Source organism: Escherichia sp. AM3, from assembly GCF_032029835.1.
Lineage (GTDB): Bacteria > Pseudomonadota > Gammaproteobacteria > Enterobacterales > Enterobacteriaceae > Escherichia > Escherichia coli.
In genome coordinates this window covers 57,154-71,735 of the sequence record NZ_JAVUPQ010000002.1, presented here as the reverse complement: position 1 = coordinate 71,735, position 14,582 = coordinate 57,154, and the positions used below count along the sequence as shown (strand labels likewise).

Genomic DNA, 14,582 nt, shown 5'->3' with positions numbered 1-14,582 from the left:
ACAATATGATTTATCCTGATGAAGCAATGCTTTACGCACCGGTTGAATGGCACGACTGCTCCGAAGGTTTCGAGGACATTCGTTATGAAAAATCCACCGACGGTATCGCAAAAATCACCATTAATCGTCCGCAGGTGCGCAATGCCTTCCGTCCTCTGACGGTAAAAGAGATGATCCAGGCACTGGCAGATGCGCGTTATGACGACAATATCGGCGTGATCATTCTGACTGGCGCAGGCGATAAAGCGTTCTGCTCCGGTGGTGACCAGAAAGTGCGTGGTGATTACGGCGGCTATAAAGATGATTCCGGCGTACATCACTTGAACGTGCTGGACTTCCAGCGTCAGATCCGTACCTGTCCGAAACCGGTTGTCGCGATGGTGGCTGGCTACTCCATCGGCGGTGGTCACGTTCTGCACATGATGTGCGACCTGACTATCGCAGCAGATAATGCCATCTTCGGTCAGACTGGCCCGAAAGTCGGTTCCTTCGACGGCGGCTGGGGCGCTTCCTACATGGCTCGTATCGTCGGGCAGAAAAAAGCGCGAGAAATCTGGTTCCTGTGCCGTCAGTACGACGCAAAACAGGCGCTGGATATGGGCCTTGTCAACACCGTGGTACCGCTGGCGGATCTGGAAAAAGAAACCGTCCGTTGGTGCCGCGAAATGCTGCAAAACAGCCCGATGGCGCTGCGCTGCCTGAAAGCTGCGCTGAACGCCGACTGTGACGGGCAGGCGGGGCTGCAGGAGCTGGCGGGCAACGCCACCATGCTGTTCTACATGACGGAAGAAGGTCAGGAAGGTCGCAACGCTTTCAACCAGAAACGTCAGCCTGATTTCAGCAAATTTAAACGGAATCCGTAATGCGTAGCGCGCAGGTATACCGCTGGCAGATCCCCATGGACGCGGGGGTGGTTCTGCGCGACAGGCGGTTAAAAACCCGCGACGGGCTGTACGTTTGCCTGCGTGAGGGCGAGCGCGAAGGGTGGGGGGAGATCTCCCCACTGCCGGGCTTCAGCCAGGAAACCTGGGAAGAGGCGCAAAGCGTGCTGCTTGCCTGGGTAAATAACTGGCTGGCAGGCGATTGCGAGCTACCGCAGATGCCTTCCGTTGCCTTTGGCGTAAGCTGTGCATTGGCGGAGCTGGCAGATACGCTCCCGCAGGCGGCCAATTACCGTGCGGCACCACTGTGTAATGGCGATCCTGACGATCTGATCCTCAAACTTGCTGATATGCCAGGCGAGAAAGTGGCGAAGGTCAAAGTGGGATTGTACGAAGCCGTGCGCGACGGCATGGTGGTTAATCTGTTGCTGGAGGCAATTCCGGATCTGCATTTGCGTCTTGACGCAAATCGCGCCTGGACACCGCTGAAAGGCCAGCAGTTTGCCAAATATGTTAACCCGGATTATCGCCACCGCATCGCGTTTCTCGAAGAGCCGTGCAAAACCCGCGATGATTCGCGAGCGTTTGCCCGTGAAACCGGCATTGCCATTGCCTGGGATGAAAGCCTGCGCGAGCCGGATTTTGCCTTTGTGGCTGAAGAGGGCGTGCGCGCGGTAGTTATCAAACCCACGCTCACGGGCAGTCTGGAGAAAGTACGCGAGCAGGTACAGGCGGCGCACGCGCTGGGGCTGACGGCGGTGATCAGTTCTTCCATTGAATCGAGCTTAGGCTTAACGCAACTGGCGCGGATTGCCGCCTGGTTAACGCCGGACACCATTCCAGGGCTGGACACGCTGGATCTGATGCAGGCGCAGCAGGTACGTCGCTGGCCGGGTAGCACGCTGCCTGTCGTGGAAGTTGATGCACTGGAGCGGTTGTTATGATCTTCTCTGACTGGCCGTGGCGTCACTGGCGGCAAGTGCGGGGAGAAGCCATCGCCTTACGTCTTAATGACGAGCAACTTAACTGGCGCGAGCTTTGTGCTCGCGTCGATGAATTAGCCTCAGGCTTTGCGGCGCAGGGCGTTGTTGAGGGCAGCGGCGTGATGTTGCGGGCGTGGAATACGCCGCAAACGCTGCTCGCCTGGCTGGCGTTACTGCAATGCGGGGCGCGGGTGTTGCCCGTGAACCCTCAGCTGCCGCAACCGTTGCTTGAAGAATTGCTGCCCAATCTGACGCTGCAATTTGCGCTGGTGCCGGATGGGGAAAACACGTTTCCGGCGTTAACGTCGCTGCACATTCAGCGGGTTGAAGGCGCACATGCCGCTACGTGGCAGCCGACGCGTCTGTGCTCAATGACGTTGACCTCGGGTTCTACCGGGTTGCCGAAAGCCGCTGTCCATACTTATCAGGCCCATCTTGCCAGTGCCGAAGGGGTGTTATCGTTGATTCCGTTTGGCGATCACGATGACTGGTTGCTCTCTTTACCGCTGTTTCACGTCTCCGGTCAGGGAATTATGTGGCGCTGGTTATACGCTGGTGCGCGGATGACGGTGCGTGATAAACAGCCATTGGAGCAAATGCTGGCAGGCTGTACTCACGCTTCACTGGTGCCAACACAACTCTGGCGTTTGCTGGTTAACCGCAGTTCCGTTTCCCTGAAAGCGGTGTTACTTGGCGGCGCGGCTATCCCGGTCGAGTTGACGGAACAGGCGCGCGAGCAGGGGATTCGTTGCTTTTGCGGCTATGGTCTGACCGAGTTTGCCTCCACGGTGTGTGCGAAAGAAGCCGACGGCCTGGCAGACGTTGGTTCGCCGCTGCCGGGTCGGGAAGTGAAAATCGTTAATAATGAAGTGTGGCTGCGGGCTGCCAGTATGGCAGAAGGTTACTGGCGTAACGGGCAACTGGTTTCACTGGTTAATGACGAAGGCTGGTACGCTACGCGCGATCGCGGTGAGATGCATAATGGCAAGCTGACCATTGTCGGACGTTTAGACAATCTGTTCTTCAGTGGCGGTGAGGGTATTCAGCCGGAAGAAGTCGAGCGTGTTATTGCTGCACATCCTGCGGTTTTGCAGGTGTTTATCGTTCCCGTTGCCGACAAGGAGTTTGGTCATCGGCCGGTAGCGGTGGTGGAGTATGACCAGCAAACCGTTGATCTTGGCGAATGGGTGAAAGATAAGCTGGCTCGTTTTCAACAACCGGTGCGCTGGCTGACTTTACCGCCGGAGCTGAAAAACGGCGGTATTAAAATTTCACGTCAGGCGCTAAAAGAGTGGGTGCAACGTCAGCAATAATTAACCCTCCGTTTCACTTCTCATTTCTGCCATTCCATTGCCGTTGATAAAGAGTTTATCTGTTAATCTGTAAATTGATGTGAAAACTCTTAGCAAACAGGATAATGCAATGGAATGGCTGGTCAAAAAATCGTGCTGCAATAAACAAGATAACAGACATGTACTTATGCTCTGCGATGCTGGCGGCGCGATAAAAATGATCGCCGAAGTGAAGAGTGACTTCGCCGTGAAAGTGGGGGATTTACTCTCGCCTTTGCAGAATGCGCTTTATTGTATTAATCGTGAAAAGCTGCATACGGTGAAAGTCCTCTCGGCAAGCAGTTATAGCCCCGATGAGTGGGAACGGCAGTGTACAGCGGCAGGGAAAACTCAGTAACGTTGTTTTGTCGTGGGCAGGAAAATCAGCATCAACCCGCTCATAATACAGGCTACTCCCAGTAGTGCTTTCAGCGAAAAAGTCCCTTCCCAGCCGGGAAGTACCATTGAAGCAATCCATACCAGCACATAACTCATACTGAGCAAGGCATAGGCTTTGCTTAGCGCAAGTTTATGTAGCGTTTTATACCAACAAAAAACGGAAAGCAGATAACCCAGCAGCCCGAGTAACAGTATCCGGGCATCCAGGCCAAAAGCTAACAGAGCCGCGATAAAATCCCATAAGTGCGTCATCGGCGGCAGATGACTTGCCGCAAAACCCAGGCTTAATTGCGCAACTGAGGCAATAATGACGCTGAATAATCCCCATATCAGGCCCATTACACCGTACTCCCGAGGATCACAATGCCACCAATAATGAACGCCACCCCACACCAGTGACGCGGCGATACCGGTTCGTGCCACAGTTTTACTGCAGCCAGCGTCACCCAGACAAAATTCAGACTTAACATCGGGTAGGCAATGCCTACCGGTACGTTCTGCAAGACCAGCAGCCAGAGCACCATGGCAAGACCAAGACAAGCCAGCGCCAGTCCCAGCCACAGCACGATATGTTTGCGCCGTTTGTTTATCGCCACAAAGCAGGTTGCCTGTTTCTGACACAACTGCCCGGCAACGCTAAGCAAGCTGGCAAAGACTAATGTTAGCCAGATCATTTGGGACGATACTGAATCAGCACCAGACGCTCCTGACGATCGATGGCATCTGCGGGCGGAATGGCGAGACTGTTGATATCTTCATCGCGGTCAACCGAAAGCACGAGAGTAATAATCCCCTCCTGACGATGTTGATTAAGCCAGTTTGCGAACTCATCACCGCTGACAAATCTCCCTTTCGCATCCGGATAATTAAGGCCGTATTTCAACTCACCTGTCTGGCGATACATGATGATGTCATCGCGTTGCAGGCTCCATGCCAGACCTGCGGCAACACCGACGCTATCAGTAAGAATATAGCGGCTTGGCTGAAGTGATTCTTGTGTCATCTCGACAAAAAATTGCGGATGTTTTCCTTCCATAACTCTGTCAGGAATTGAAAATCCTACCAGCAACGCCAGCCCCAGCGGGCAAAGCGCGGCAAAAGGCCAGGTCTTTTCGACGTTTGTTAAGGTGTACCAGCCGAAAAATGCCCATAGCGAAAAAATCGACCAGGCACAAAAGACTTTATAGCTCTCGAAGGTTTGCCACACCGGCGTGTTCATTGGTCCCCACGGGGAGACCACAAATGTGGCAATAATGCCAGTGACGCCAAAAGCGATGTTAATCCAGCCATTAATCCGCAGCGCCAGAGGATTATTTTTTGCTGCCAGCAAAGCGTAATGCGCCATCAGCATTGCCAGAGATGCAAAGCAGGAAAGAATATAGGTGGGCAATTTACCTTTAGCGACGGAGAAAAACAGCAGCGGCATTATCGTCCAGCTCAACAAATAGACGGTTGCGGAATGCTTGCGGTTTTTCCAGCCTGTGTACAGTGCACCGGGGAGTAATCCCAGCCACGGCAGGCTACCGGCAATGATGACCGGCACGTAGTACCAGAACGGAGCTCTATGTTGGGCATCATCCAGTGCAAAGCGTTGAATATGCTCAACCCAGAAAAAATAGTGCCAGAAGTCAGGCTCCCGCTGCGCTATCGCCAGTCCCCAAGGGAGAACCGTCAGTACGCAACTGATAACCGCCAGCCAGCCGTAAATAAAGAGATCTTTCCAGCGTTTTTGCGTCGCTACCCATGGCAGCACGCTTAATACCGGCACGGCAAGGGCGAGAAAACCTTTGGTCATCACCCCCATGCCGCAGGTGATTCCCAGCAGTAAAAATCCTGCGCTTTTGCCTTTCCACGTCTGTGCCTGCATTGCCAGCCAGAAGCTGCACATTCCCGCCACCAGCCAGAATGCAATAAACGGATCGAGCACGGCATAAGTGCCGATGGCATAGACAATAAACAATGAGAGATAAATTACTGTGGCGAGTAGAGCCAGACGTTTATCGCGCCATAAGCGCAGAGTAAACCAGGTCACCAGCGCGGCAGTTAACAGGGTCGCAAAGATAACGCCTGCCCGCACACCAAAGTTATTCGCGCCAAATAGCCATTGCCCAATGCTGTTAATCCAGTATCCGGCAATGGGTTTTTCGAAATAACGTAGCCCTAACAGATGGGGCACAATCCAGTCGCCGGATGCCAGCATTTCTCGACTGATTTCCGCATAACGCGTTTCATCGGGTTGCCAGAGCAGACGCGTGCTGATCGGTAACAGGTAATAGCAGGCAATAAACGCGAAGAGGCCGATAAGGTAACGTACCGATTTCATCAGCGACTACCCGCAATTTGTTGGCAACCCAGCCAGCCTTCACGTCCGGCAATATTTCCGCGAACAACTTGTCCGAGCGGCAACGTCTCTGATAACAGTTCGCTTAAAGGGCAAAATGTCACGCCTTCCTGAGCTGCGCGTTTGAGGAGATCCACAAAATTATGCTGATAAGCGCAGCCTTCAACTTCTGCATGAATGGTATAAACCGGCGTGCCTTTATCTCGCAGGATGCGGTTGAGTAACCAACCGTTAAAATCTTCTGCTTTCACATCCCGACCAATCACTTCATCCCAGGTGGGTAAGGTCACCGGAATTTGCGCAGTGCCAGGGTTTCCTGATTCGAGCAATGGACGGAACGGCATGGCCCCACGACAATCGCTGTTGTAGCGCAAATGGAACGCTTCTTTTGCTTCGATCACCTTCTGGTCGGCACGCCAGCCCGCAGCGGCAGAACAGGTTACCGGTTGACCGATAATCTCTTCCAGAGTGCGAAGACCGCGTGCAATATCGTCGATCATTGTTTGCCGATCCCAGTTACTGCTACGGGCTTGCCAGGCATGGTGATCCCAGGCGTGCAGGCCGACTTCGTGATGTTTAGCCGCTTCACGAATGATATCGGCATTGGCATGACCAATCTCTTTACCTGGCCAGGCCGTACCTGCCAGTAAAATATCCCAGCCATAAAGCGATGCCGCATTTGAGCGCAGCATCTTCCACAAAAACTGTGGCTTCACCAGTCGCCAGAGATGGCGGCCCATATTGTCCGGGCCGACGCTGAAAAAAATGCTGGCCTGAATATTATGCTTACTCAAGATTTCCAGCAGACGCGGCACGCCTTCACGGGTGCCACGAAAGGTATCGACATCAATGCGTAAGCCTACTTTGGTCATGATGGTTTATCCGTAAGATCAACGGTGCGCAGGAAGAAATCCAGCGTTTCGTCGATGGTTTCCTGCATATCAATTTTCGGCTCCCAGTCCAGGCAGCGGTGGGCATTGCGGATGCTCGGTTTACGATGCTCTACGTCCTGATATCCTTTGCCGTAGTAGCTGCTACTTTCGACAACGCGAAAGCCCGCAAACGGTGGGAAATGATGGCGCAGCGGATGTTTTTCGAAGCTCGCCAGCAGCATCTCGCCCAGTTCCTCAATGCTCGCTTCGTTCTCAGGATTGCCAATGTTGATAATTTCACCGTCGCAGCGATTTCCCGCATTTTCGATAATGCGGTATAACGCCTCGATACCATCGCGAATATCAGTAAAGCAGCGTTTTTGTTTTCCGCCATCAATCAGCTTAATCGGTGAACCTTCTACCAGATTGAGAATGAGTTGCGTAATAGCGCGGGAGCTGCCGATTCGTGCCGCATTAAGGTTATCCAGTCGCGGTCCCATCCAGTTAAACGGGCGGAAGAGGGTGAACTGTAAACCCTCTTTTTCGCCATAGGCCCAGATCACCCGATCAAGTAATTGTTTTGATACCGAATAAATCCAGCGTGGTTTATTCACCGGGCCGACGATTAAATTAGAATGGTCCTCATCGAAGTATTTATCGCTACACATCCCATAAACTTCTGAAGTTGACGGGAAGATGATTCGCTTACGGTACTTCACGCAGTAGCGGATAATGCGCAGATTCTCTTCAAAATCGAGTTCAAATACGCGCAGCGGGTTGCGGGTATATTCAATCGGCGTGGCTATCGCCACCAGCGGCAAGACGACATCACATTTTTTGACATGATACTCAATCCATTCGGAATGAATACTGATATCGCCTTCAACAAAGTGAAAATGCGGATGATTCAGAAAACGGCTTATCGCATCGCTGCCAATATCCAGACCGTAAACTTCATAATGATCTTCGCGCAGCAGGCGTTCTGTCAGATGGTTGCCAATAAAGCCATTCACCCCGAGGATGAGTACCCGGGTACGGCGTCGGGCGGTGCAGGCAGGCTGGCTATTCAAGCGTGAACCTTGCACCAGGCCCAGCGTCTGCGCTAATTGCGAGCCCTGCATAGTAATGCCGTCGCCCGCCTGTCCGGTGACGATTTCCAGCGCGCCATCGCCACAGGCAATCAGCAGTGGCGCAACAGAAATCACGCTCCCCGGCTGTGCTTTGCTGGCATGAGGATGAACACGCGACGACCAGACGGTGAATTTCTGATTGCCAACATAGCTGAAGGCACCCGGCCACGGATCGGCAACGGCACGTACCATGTTGTGCAGTACGGATGCCGGTTTATGCCATTCAAGGAAACTGTCATCCGGCGTTCTGCGACCAAAACAGGTGGCTTCGTTTTCGCGCTGGGCGATTTCCAGAATATTACCGTGTTTAATGGCGGGTAATGTCTGTTCCAGTAGCTGGCGCGCGGCATGGCACAATTTATGATGCAGCGTAATAGCGATATCGTCTGGCGCAATGGCAATGCGCAGTTGCGCCACAATGGCCCCGGCATCGGCACGTTTCACCATTCGGTGCAATGTAACGCCAGTTTCCGTTTCACCGTTGACCAGCACCCAGTTCAGCGGCGCGCGACCACGATATTTTGGTAACAGCGAACCATGCAGATTAAATGCACCTGCGGGAGCGAGCTGCAAAATTTCGTCGCAAATAAGATGGCGATAATAAAAAGAGAAAATCACATCTGGCGACAGTTGGGCAATGCGTTCCACCCACAGCGGATGATTAACGTCATCCGGCGCATAAACCGGAATGCCTCTTTCCGCTGCCAGACGAGCCACCGAACCATAAAAGGCTTTTTCACCGGGATTATCGGTATGGGTAAAAATGGCGCTAATTTCGTAACCGGCAGCCAGCAGAGCTTCAATACCGAGGCATCCCATATCGTGGTAGGCAAAAACGACGGTTTTCATTATTCATTTTCCTTGCTGGATGGACGGATAACTTGCTGAACAAAATAGCGGGGGCGGGCGCGGACATCGGTGTAGATCCTGCCGATATATTCACCGAGTAATCCCATGCCGATAAACTGAGCGCCAATAAAAGTAAACAGCACGGCAAATAGCATAAAGACGCCTTCTGCCGCCCATTGTGGTCCGAAGGTCAGGCGTAAAATCACCAGCAGCACCGCAATGCTAAAACCTCCAATCGCAATAATGCTGCCGAGCAGACTCAGCATACGTAGCGGCGTTGTGGTAAGGCAGGTCACCAGGTCGTACATCAAATTAATCAGGCGCATAAAACTGTATTTGGATTCACCAAACTCACGCTCGGAATGATGTACTGGAATTTCAATGGCACGGCGGGCGAAGATATTCGCCAGAATCGGGATAAAGGTGCTACGTTCATGGCAGTGCAACATCGCATCGACAATATGACGGCGATAGGCGCGCAGCATACAACCGTAGTCACCCATCGCTTTGCCGGTGGTGCGCTGAATAAGCCGGTTAATCATCTTCGAAGCTGTTTTACGAAACCAGCTGTCCTGGCGGTTCTGGCGTACAGTCCCTACCACGTCGTAACCTTCATCGGCTTTTGCCACCAGGCGGGGGATTTCTTCTGGCGGATTCTGGAGATCGGCATCAAGGGTAATAATTAAGTCGCCGGTAACGTGACTGAATCCCGCCATAATCGCTGAATGTTGCCCGTAATTGCGGTTAAGCAAAATAGACACAATATGGCTGTTCTCCGCTTGTGAGGCTTCGACCAGCATATGCGCGGAATTATCGCTACTGCCGTCATCAATCAGCAGGATCTCATACTCTTTCCCCAACGATTCACAGGCTGTGGTGGTGCGCCTGATTAATTCCGGTAAGCTTTCCTGCTCGTTATAAACGGGAATAACCACCGAGACTTTCTTAACAGGGTGGATTTCAAACATGGCTTATTGTCCTGCGAGTTGCTGAAGGGCTGTGATGACACGGTCGGCATCGGCGGTAGTCATATCCGGGAACAGCGGCAAAGAACAGATGCGTTCGCTATTCCATTCGGTATTCGGTAACGACAGCGTGGGAAAACGCTCGCGATAATATTTTTGTGTGTGAGCGGCGCGGAAATGTAACCCGGTACCAATGCCTCGTTCTTTTAACGCTTCCATCAACGCATCGCGACTGATACCACAACGTTGTTCATCGACACGAATAATAAACAGATGCCAGGCGTGAACGTGCGGCCAGGCGGGAAGGCTTAATGGCTGAAAGGGGAGAGCTGCCAGTGCTTGCTGATATTGCTGGGCAATTTCGCGCCGACGGGTGTTGAGGTGCTCTAATTTTGCTAACTGTGTCAGGGCAATTGCGGCGTTAATATCGGTCAGATTGTACTTATAGCCCGGTGTTAAGACTTCAGCCTGCGGTGCACGGCCCCAGGTTTGTCTGTCATAGGCATCGACACCCAGACCGTGAAATTTCAGCATCCGTAGCTGGCGGGCAAGGTTTTCATTATCAGTTACAATCAGGCCACCTTCCGCACAGGTAATATTTTTAATGGCATGAAATGAAAAAATAGCGGTACCTTTTGCGCCAATATGTCGCCCTTTGTAATACGTACCGACGGCATGGGCAGCATCTTCGATAACTGCGATGCCGTAACGTTCGCCAATGGCGCGAATGGCGTCAATATCTGCTGGCGCACCGGCATAATGCACCGGAATGATGGCTTTAGTGCGTGGCGTTATGGCTGACTCGATCGCTTCAGGCGTGACCATCAGCGTATCGCGGTCGACATCCACCATTACCGGCGTTGCACCCAACAAGGAAATCATATTGAGGGTTGAAACCCAGGTCAGGGAAGGCGTAATCACTTCATCGCCCTTGCCAATTTCCAACGCCATTAGCGTGATATGCATTCCGGCGGTGGCTGAACTGACCGCGATGGCATGCTGATTTCCCGTCAACTGGCAAAAGGCTTGCTCAAGCGCCTGATTCTTCGGACCGGTTGTGAGCCAACCGGATTCGAGAACCTCTTTAACTGCAGCGAGTTCCTCCACGCCCATTGCTGGTCGCGAAAAAGGCAAAAATTCTGACATTGCTTTTCCTTCCGCCATTGAATACCTGTCCACTTATATTTGCTATAAAGAGTGTTGTGTATATTTTGCCATTTGGAGCGAAATTTTAAGGATAGAATATTAACTTAACCTTAAGAAACTAATATTAGACGTAAATATTGAAATTTTTATATTTTTTCTTATTTAGGCTTTGCATTTGGCAAAATTTTGAGGCATTTTGCCGACATCGTAGGATTTTTAATATTACACCAACTGCTAATTATCGCCAGAAATGTCGCTCAATTTTACGGTAATTGTCTGGTTGCGCTTGTCTATAGGTGGAGTTTACGTGTTAGCTTTTTGCCGCTCATCATTGAAGTCAAAAAAATATTTCATCATTTTACTGGCGCTCGCTGCAATTGCCGGACTGGGTACTCATGCCGCCTGGAGTAGCAATGGTTTGCCACGTATCGACAATAAAACATTGGCCAGACTGGCACAGCAGCACCCGGTTGTCGTTTTGTTTCGCCATGCTGAACGTTGCGATCGTTCAACCAATCAATGCTTGTCAGATAAAACAGGTATTACGGTTAAAGGTACCCAGGATGCCCGTGAACTGGGCAACGCTTTTAGTGCTGATATCCCTGATTTCGATCTTTATTCCAGTAATACCGTCCGGACCATTCAGTCGGCGACCTGGTTTTCAGCGGGTAAAAAGCTGACGGTAGATAAACGATTTCTTCAGTGCGGTAATGATATTTATAGTGCAATTAAAGACTTACAAAGCAAAGCACCTGATAAAAATATCGTTATTTTTACCCATAATCATTGCCTGACATATATTGCTAAAGATAAGCGTGATGCGACATTTAAACCTGATTATCTGAATGGTTTAGTCATGCATGTGGAAAAAGGCAAAGTTTATCTGGATGGGGAATTCGTTAACCACTAAATTTTCAATCTGACAGCCAGTAATGGCTGTCATCATTGTTACAGAAGACCTTTCAAACGTAACGTTTTTCGGGTGGCAACGTTCAAATCATAGTGCACCAGATCTTCAGGTTTTACCCACGCGTAGTCCTGAAACTCTTCGTTTATTTTCACTTCTCGGTTGGCAGAAACGCAGTCAAAAATCAGGTAAATCATATAAATCTCTTCCTTGCGACCATCTGCATACGTCTTGGTGCGAATATCATCGCTGAAGGTCCACGGCGTGATTTCTGTCAAAAGCAGCTGTTCTCCCAGTTCTTCGCGAATTTCGCGGCGTAGTGCCTCTTCAATTCGTTCGCCAGGCTCTACGCCGCCACCCGAAAGCGCCCATTGACCGGGGAAAACGCCGCGATCGTCGGCCATTTTACACAGCAAATAAGCACCATCATTTTGAATCAAAGGGCATACAATAGTCCGTTGTCGCACAGGGATATTCCTTATAAATAAAAAGAAACCATGAGAATACGGTAACTCACAAATATGTGAAAGTGACAGTAATCTCTTTTGCGATGATAACTGTACTTATTATTATTTTTGTGTGTATCGGTAAAGTGTGTTTATTTTTTCGGCGTTTAATTATTTAAGAAGTATTTAGTTACAATAAGTGACTAGATCCCTTTTTTCGCTCATTGAATCCTCTGTGCCAGGCAGTACAATCCCGCAGCTTTGGGAATTTTGATTAATTGCTTGTGGGAAAGGGGATAATGAAAAAAATTGCGCTAGCAGGTCTGGCCGGAATGCTGTTGGTTTCTGCATCGGTCAATGCAATGAGCATCAGCGGCCAGGCGGGTAAAGAATACACCAATATTGGTGTCGGTTTTGGAACTGAATCGACGGGCCTGGCTTTAAGCGGTAACTGGACACATAACGACGACGACGGTGACGTCGCGGGCGTGGGGCTGGGGTTGAATCTGCCTCTCGGGCCGTTAATGGCGACCGTTGGCGGAAAAGGCGTTTACACCAACCCGAATTACGGCGATGAAGGTTATGCCGCAGCGGTAGGAGGTGGTTTGTAGTGGAAAATTGGCAACAGCTTCCGTTTGTTTGGCGAGTATTACTACTCTCCGGATTCGCTCTCCAGCGGTATTCAAAGTTATGAAGAAGCGAATGCTGGCGCGCGTTACACCATTATGCGTCCAGTCAGTATTGAGGCGGGTTATCGCTACCTGAATCTGTCGGGTAAAGACGGTAACCGCGACAACGCCGTGGCTGACGGCCCGTATGTTGGGGTTAACGCCAGTTTCTGATCCCTTCCGGCGCGGCATTCTGTCGCGCCATTCAGTTTCTTACTACGCCTTATCTCCCTTTGCGTTATAGTGATTCGATAACAAAAGCAGGAGATAACCATGTTAAAAGTGGAAATGTTATCCACCGGGGATGAAGTGTTACACGGGCAAATCGTTGACACTAACGCTGCCTGGCTGGCCGATTTTTTCTTTCATCAGGGGTTGCCATTATCTCGCCGCAATACGGTGGGGGATAACCTTGATGACTTAGTCACCATTCTTCGCGAACGTAGTCAGCACGCCGATGTGCTGATCGTTAACGGCGGGCTGGGACCGACCAGCGATGATTTAAGCGCACTCGCCGCTGCGACAGCAAAAGGTGAAGGCCTGGTGCTGCATGAAGCCTGGCTCAAAGAGATGGAACGCTATTTCCACGAACGTGGACGAGTAATGGCACCGAGCAACCGTAAACAAGCGGAGCTGCCTGCCAGTGCTGAATTTATCAATAACCCGGTAGGCACCGCCTGTGGTTTTGCCGTGCAGCTTAATCGTTGCCTGATGTTCTTTACTCCCGGCGTACCGTCAGAATTTAAGGTGATGGTCGAGCACGAAATCCTGCCGCGCCTGCGCGAGCGTTTTTCTTTACCGCAGCCGCCGGTTTGTCTGCGTTTGACTACTTTTGGTCGTTCGGAAAGCGATCTGGCACAAAGCCTGGACACTCTACAACTGCCGCCGGGCGTAACAATGGGCTATCGCTCCTCAATGCCTATCATCGAACTGAAACTCACCGGACCGGCAAGCGAGCAACAGGCGATGGAAAAACTGTGGCTGGATGTTAAACGTGTTGCCGGACAGAGCGTGATTTTCGAAGGCACTGAAGGACTGCCCGCGCAGATCAGTCGCGAATTGCAAAACCGCCAGTTCAGCCTGACGTTGAGCGAGCAATTCACCGGTGGTTTATTGGCTTTGCAACTTTCTCGCGCAGGTGCTCCATTGCTGGCGTGTGAAGTGGTTCCTTCACAGGAGGAAACCCTGGCGCAAACTGCGCACTGGATTACAGAACGGCGGGCCAACCATTTTGCCGGGCTGGCACTGGCTGTTTCGGGTTTCGAGAACGAGCATCTCAACTTTGCGCTAGCCACGCCAGACGGCACTTTCGCTCTGCGTGTGCGTTTCAGCACTACGCGCTACAGCCTGGCTATCCGTCAGGAAGTGTGCGCAATGATGGCACTGAATATGCTGCGCCGTTGGTTAAACGGCCAGGATATCGCCAGTGAGCATGGCTGGATTGAGGTTGTTGAGTCCATGACCTTATCTGTCTGATTCCGCCACTCTGTGCCGGTTTACTGCACCGGCACATTCCCCCTCCGGCAAAATTTGTCCAACCTGTTGTACTCAATAAGAAAAAATCCGTGCGCTGATTCACAAATTTGTGCGCAATTTCTCCAGTCTGCTGGACGAGGAGCGGGATTTGATGCGCTTCACAATTTTACTCCCCCTGAGCAACGAGA

14 protein-coding genes and 1 pseudogene are annotated in these 14,582 nt (G+C 51.4%); 7 read left to right on the top strand and 8 right to left on the bottom strand.

Features of this window, described 5'->3' with window-relative positions; genetic code table 11:
• Positions 1-5: 5 nt before the first annotated feature.
• The 4 genes from menB (at position 6) to pmrD (ending at position 3,553) form a co-directional block, all read left to right on the top strand.
• Positions 6-863, top strand: coding sequence for a 1,4-dihydroxy-2-naphthoyl-CoA synthase (menB, locus tag RTW80_RS01470; protein ID WP_000639996.1), 858 nt, complete (start codon positions 6-8; stop codon positions 861-863).
• A complete protein-coding gene (menC, locus tag RTW80_RS01465) occupies positions 863-1,825 on the top strand; it encodes an o-succinylbenzoate synthase (protein ID WP_001255609.1) in 963 nt (320 codons plus the stop codon). The genes menB and menC overlap by 1 nt, the downstream gene beginning before the upstream one ends.
• Entirely contained in the window at positions 1,822-3,177 is a 1,356-nt protein-coding gene (menE, locus tag RTW80_RS01460; protein ID WP_000577556.1) for an o-succinylbenzoate--CoA ligase, read from the top strand. The genes menC and menE overlap by 4 nt, the downstream gene beginning before the upstream one ends.
• Before the next feature lie 109 nt (positions 3,178-3,286).
• Positions 3,287-3,553, top strand: coding sequence for a signal transduction protein PmrD (gene pmrD / locus RTW80_RS01455; RefSeq protein ID WP_001297080.1), 267 nt, complete (start codon positions 3,287-3,289; stop codon positions 3,551-3,553).
• On the opposite strand, the gene arnF is transcribed toward pmrD, so the two are convergent.
• From arnF to arnB, 7 genes are read right to left on the bottom strand one after another with little or no spacing between them, the layout of a single operon-like run.
• Positions 3,547-3,933 carry a 4-amino-4-deoxy-L-arabinose-phosphoundecaprenol flippase subunit ArnF gene (gene arnF / locus RTW80_RS01450; protein ID WP_000523005.1) on the bottom strand — a complete coding sequence of 129 codons (387 nt, stop codon included), beginning with the start codon at positions 3,931-3,933 and terminating at the stop codon, positions 3,547-3,549. The two genes, pmrD and arnF, sit on opposite strands and share 7 nt — an antisense overlap.
• Positions 3,933-4,268, bottom strand: coding sequence for a 4-amino-4-deoxy-L-arabinose-phosphoundecaprenol flippase subunit ArnE (gene arnE, locus RTW80_RS01445; RefSeq protein WP_000638031.1), 336 nt, complete (start codon positions 4,266-4,268; stop codon positions 3,933-3,935). Before arnE ends, arnF begins: the two co-directional genes overlap by 1 nt.
• Positions 4,265-5,917: a lipid IV(A) 4-amino-4-deoxy-L-arabinosyltransferase gene (arnT, locus tag RTW80_RS01440; RefSeq protein ID WP_000844046.1), complete on the bottom strand. Its 1,653-nt coding sequence runs from the start codon at positions 5,915-5,917 to the stop codon at positions 4,265-4,267. Before arnT ends, arnE begins: the two co-directional genes overlap by 4 nt.
• A complete protein-coding gene (gene arnD / locus RTW80_RS01435; RefSeq protein ID WP_000169738.1) occupies positions 5,917-6,807 on the bottom strand; it encodes a 4-deoxy-4-formamido-L-arabinose-phosphoundecaprenol deformylase in 891 nt (296 codons plus the stop codon). Before arnD ends, arnT begins: the two co-directional genes overlap by 1 nt.
• Positions 6,804-8,786 carry a bifunctional UDP-4-amino-4-deoxy-L-arabinose formyltransferase/UDP-glucuronic acid oxidase ArnA gene (gene arnA, locus RTW80_RS01430; RefSeq protein ID WP_000860259.1) on the bottom strand — a complete coding sequence of 661 codons (1,983 nt, stop codon included), beginning with the start codon at positions 8,784-8,786 and terminating at the stop codon, positions 6,804-6,806. The genes arnD and arnA overlap by 4 nt, the downstream gene beginning before the upstream one ends.
• Entirely contained in the window at positions 8,786-9,754 is a 969-nt protein-coding gene (gene arnC, locus RTW80_RS01425; protein WP_000461661.1) for an undecaprenyl-phosphate 4-deoxy-4-formamido-L-arabinose transferase, read from the bottom strand. The genes arnA and arnC overlap by 1 nt, the downstream gene beginning before the upstream one ends.
• Before the next feature lie 3 nt (positions 9,755-9,757).
• Positions 9,758-10,897 carry a UDP-4-amino-4-deoxy-L-arabinose aminotransferase gene (gene arnB / locus RTW80_RS01420; protein ID WP_001342601.1) on the bottom strand — a complete coding sequence of 380 codons (1,140 nt, stop codon included), beginning with the start codon at positions 10,895-10,897 and terminating at the stop codon, positions 9,758-9,760.
• A gap of 307 nt (positions 10,898-11,204) precedes the next feature.
• Here arnB and ais point away from each other — a divergent pair, with 307 nt between their 5' ends.
• Positions 11,205-11,807, top strand: coding sequence for a lipopolysaccharide core heptose(II)-phosphate phosphatase Ais (gene ais / locus RTW80_RS01415; RefSeq protein WP_312718202.1), 603 nt, complete (start codon positions 11,205-11,207; stop codon positions 11,805-11,807).
• A gap of 38 nt (positions 11,808-11,845) precedes the next feature.
• Here ais and nudI read toward each other — a convergent pair whose 3' ends face one another.
• On the bottom strand, positions 11,846-12,271 hold the full coding sequence (nudI, locus tag RTW80_RS01410) for a nucleoside triphosphatase NudI (RefSeq protein WP_001249884.1): 426 nt from the start codon (positions 12,269-12,271) through the stop codon (positions 11,846-11,848).
• A 278-nt stretch (positions 12,272-12,549) separates the two neighbouring features.
• On the opposite strand from nudI, the pseudogene RTW80_RS01405 reads away from it, so the two are divergent.
• Positions 12,550-13,092, top strand: a pseudogene (locus RTW80_RS01405) (YfaZ family outer membrane protein).
• 99 nt (positions 13,093-13,191) lie between these two features.
• Positions 13,192-14,394 carry a nicotinamide mononucleotide deamidase-related protein YfaY gene (locus tag RTW80_RS01400; protein ID WP_000921621.1) on the top strand — a complete coding sequence of 401 codons (1,203 nt, stop codon included), beginning with the start codon at positions 13,192-13,194 and terminating at the stop codon, positions 14,392-14,394.
• Positions 14,395-14,582: the final 188 nt, after the last annotated feature.

Bases quoted from the DNA above. Each gene is read 5' to 3' on its own strand.
- arnB (WP_001342601.1), bottom strand. From the start codon at position 10,897: ATGTCAGAATTTTTGCCTTTTTCGCGACCAGCAATGGGCGTGGAGGAA.
- arnE (WP_000638031.1), bottom strand. From the start codon at position 4,268: ATGATCTGGCTAACATTAGTCTTTGCCAGCTTGCTTAGCGTTGCCGGG.
- arnC (WP_000461661.1), bottom strand. From the start codon at position 9,754: ATGTTTGAAATCCACCCTGTTAAGAAAGTCTCGGTGGTTATTCCCGTT.
- menE (WP_000577556.1), top strand. From the start codon at position 1,822: ATGATCTTCTCTGACTGGCCGTGGCGTCACTGGCGGCAAGTGCGGGGA.
- menC (WP_001255609.1), top strand. From the start codon at position 863: ATGCGTAGCGCGCAGGTATACCGCTGGCAGATCCCCATGGACGCGGGG.
- pmrD (WP_001297080.1), top strand. From the start codon at position 3,287: ATGGAATGGCTGGTCAAAAAATCGTGCTGCAATAAACAAGATAACAGA.
- arnT (WP_000844046.1), bottom strand. From the start codon at position 5,917: ATGAAATCGGTACGTTACCTTATCGGCCTCTTCGCGTTTATTGCCTGC.
- arnA (WP_000860259.1), bottom strand. From the start codon at position 8,786: ATGAAAACCGTCGTTTTTGCCTACCACGATATGGGATGCCTCGGTATT.
- arnD (WP_000169738.1), bottom strand. From the start codon at position 6,807: ATGACCAAAGTAGGCTTACGCATTGATGTCGATACCTTTCGTGGCACC.
- arnF (WP_000523005.1), bottom strand. From the start codon at position 3,933: ATGGGCCTGATATGGGGATTATTCAGCGTCATTATTGCCTCAGTTGCG.
- RTW80_RS01400 (WP_000921621.1), top strand. From the start codon at position 13,192: ATGTTAAAAGTGGAAATGTTATCCACCGGGGATGAAGTGTTACACGGG.
- menB (WP_000639996.1), top strand. From the start codon at position 6: ATGATTTATCCTGATGAAGCAATGCTTTACGCACCGGTTGAATGGCAC.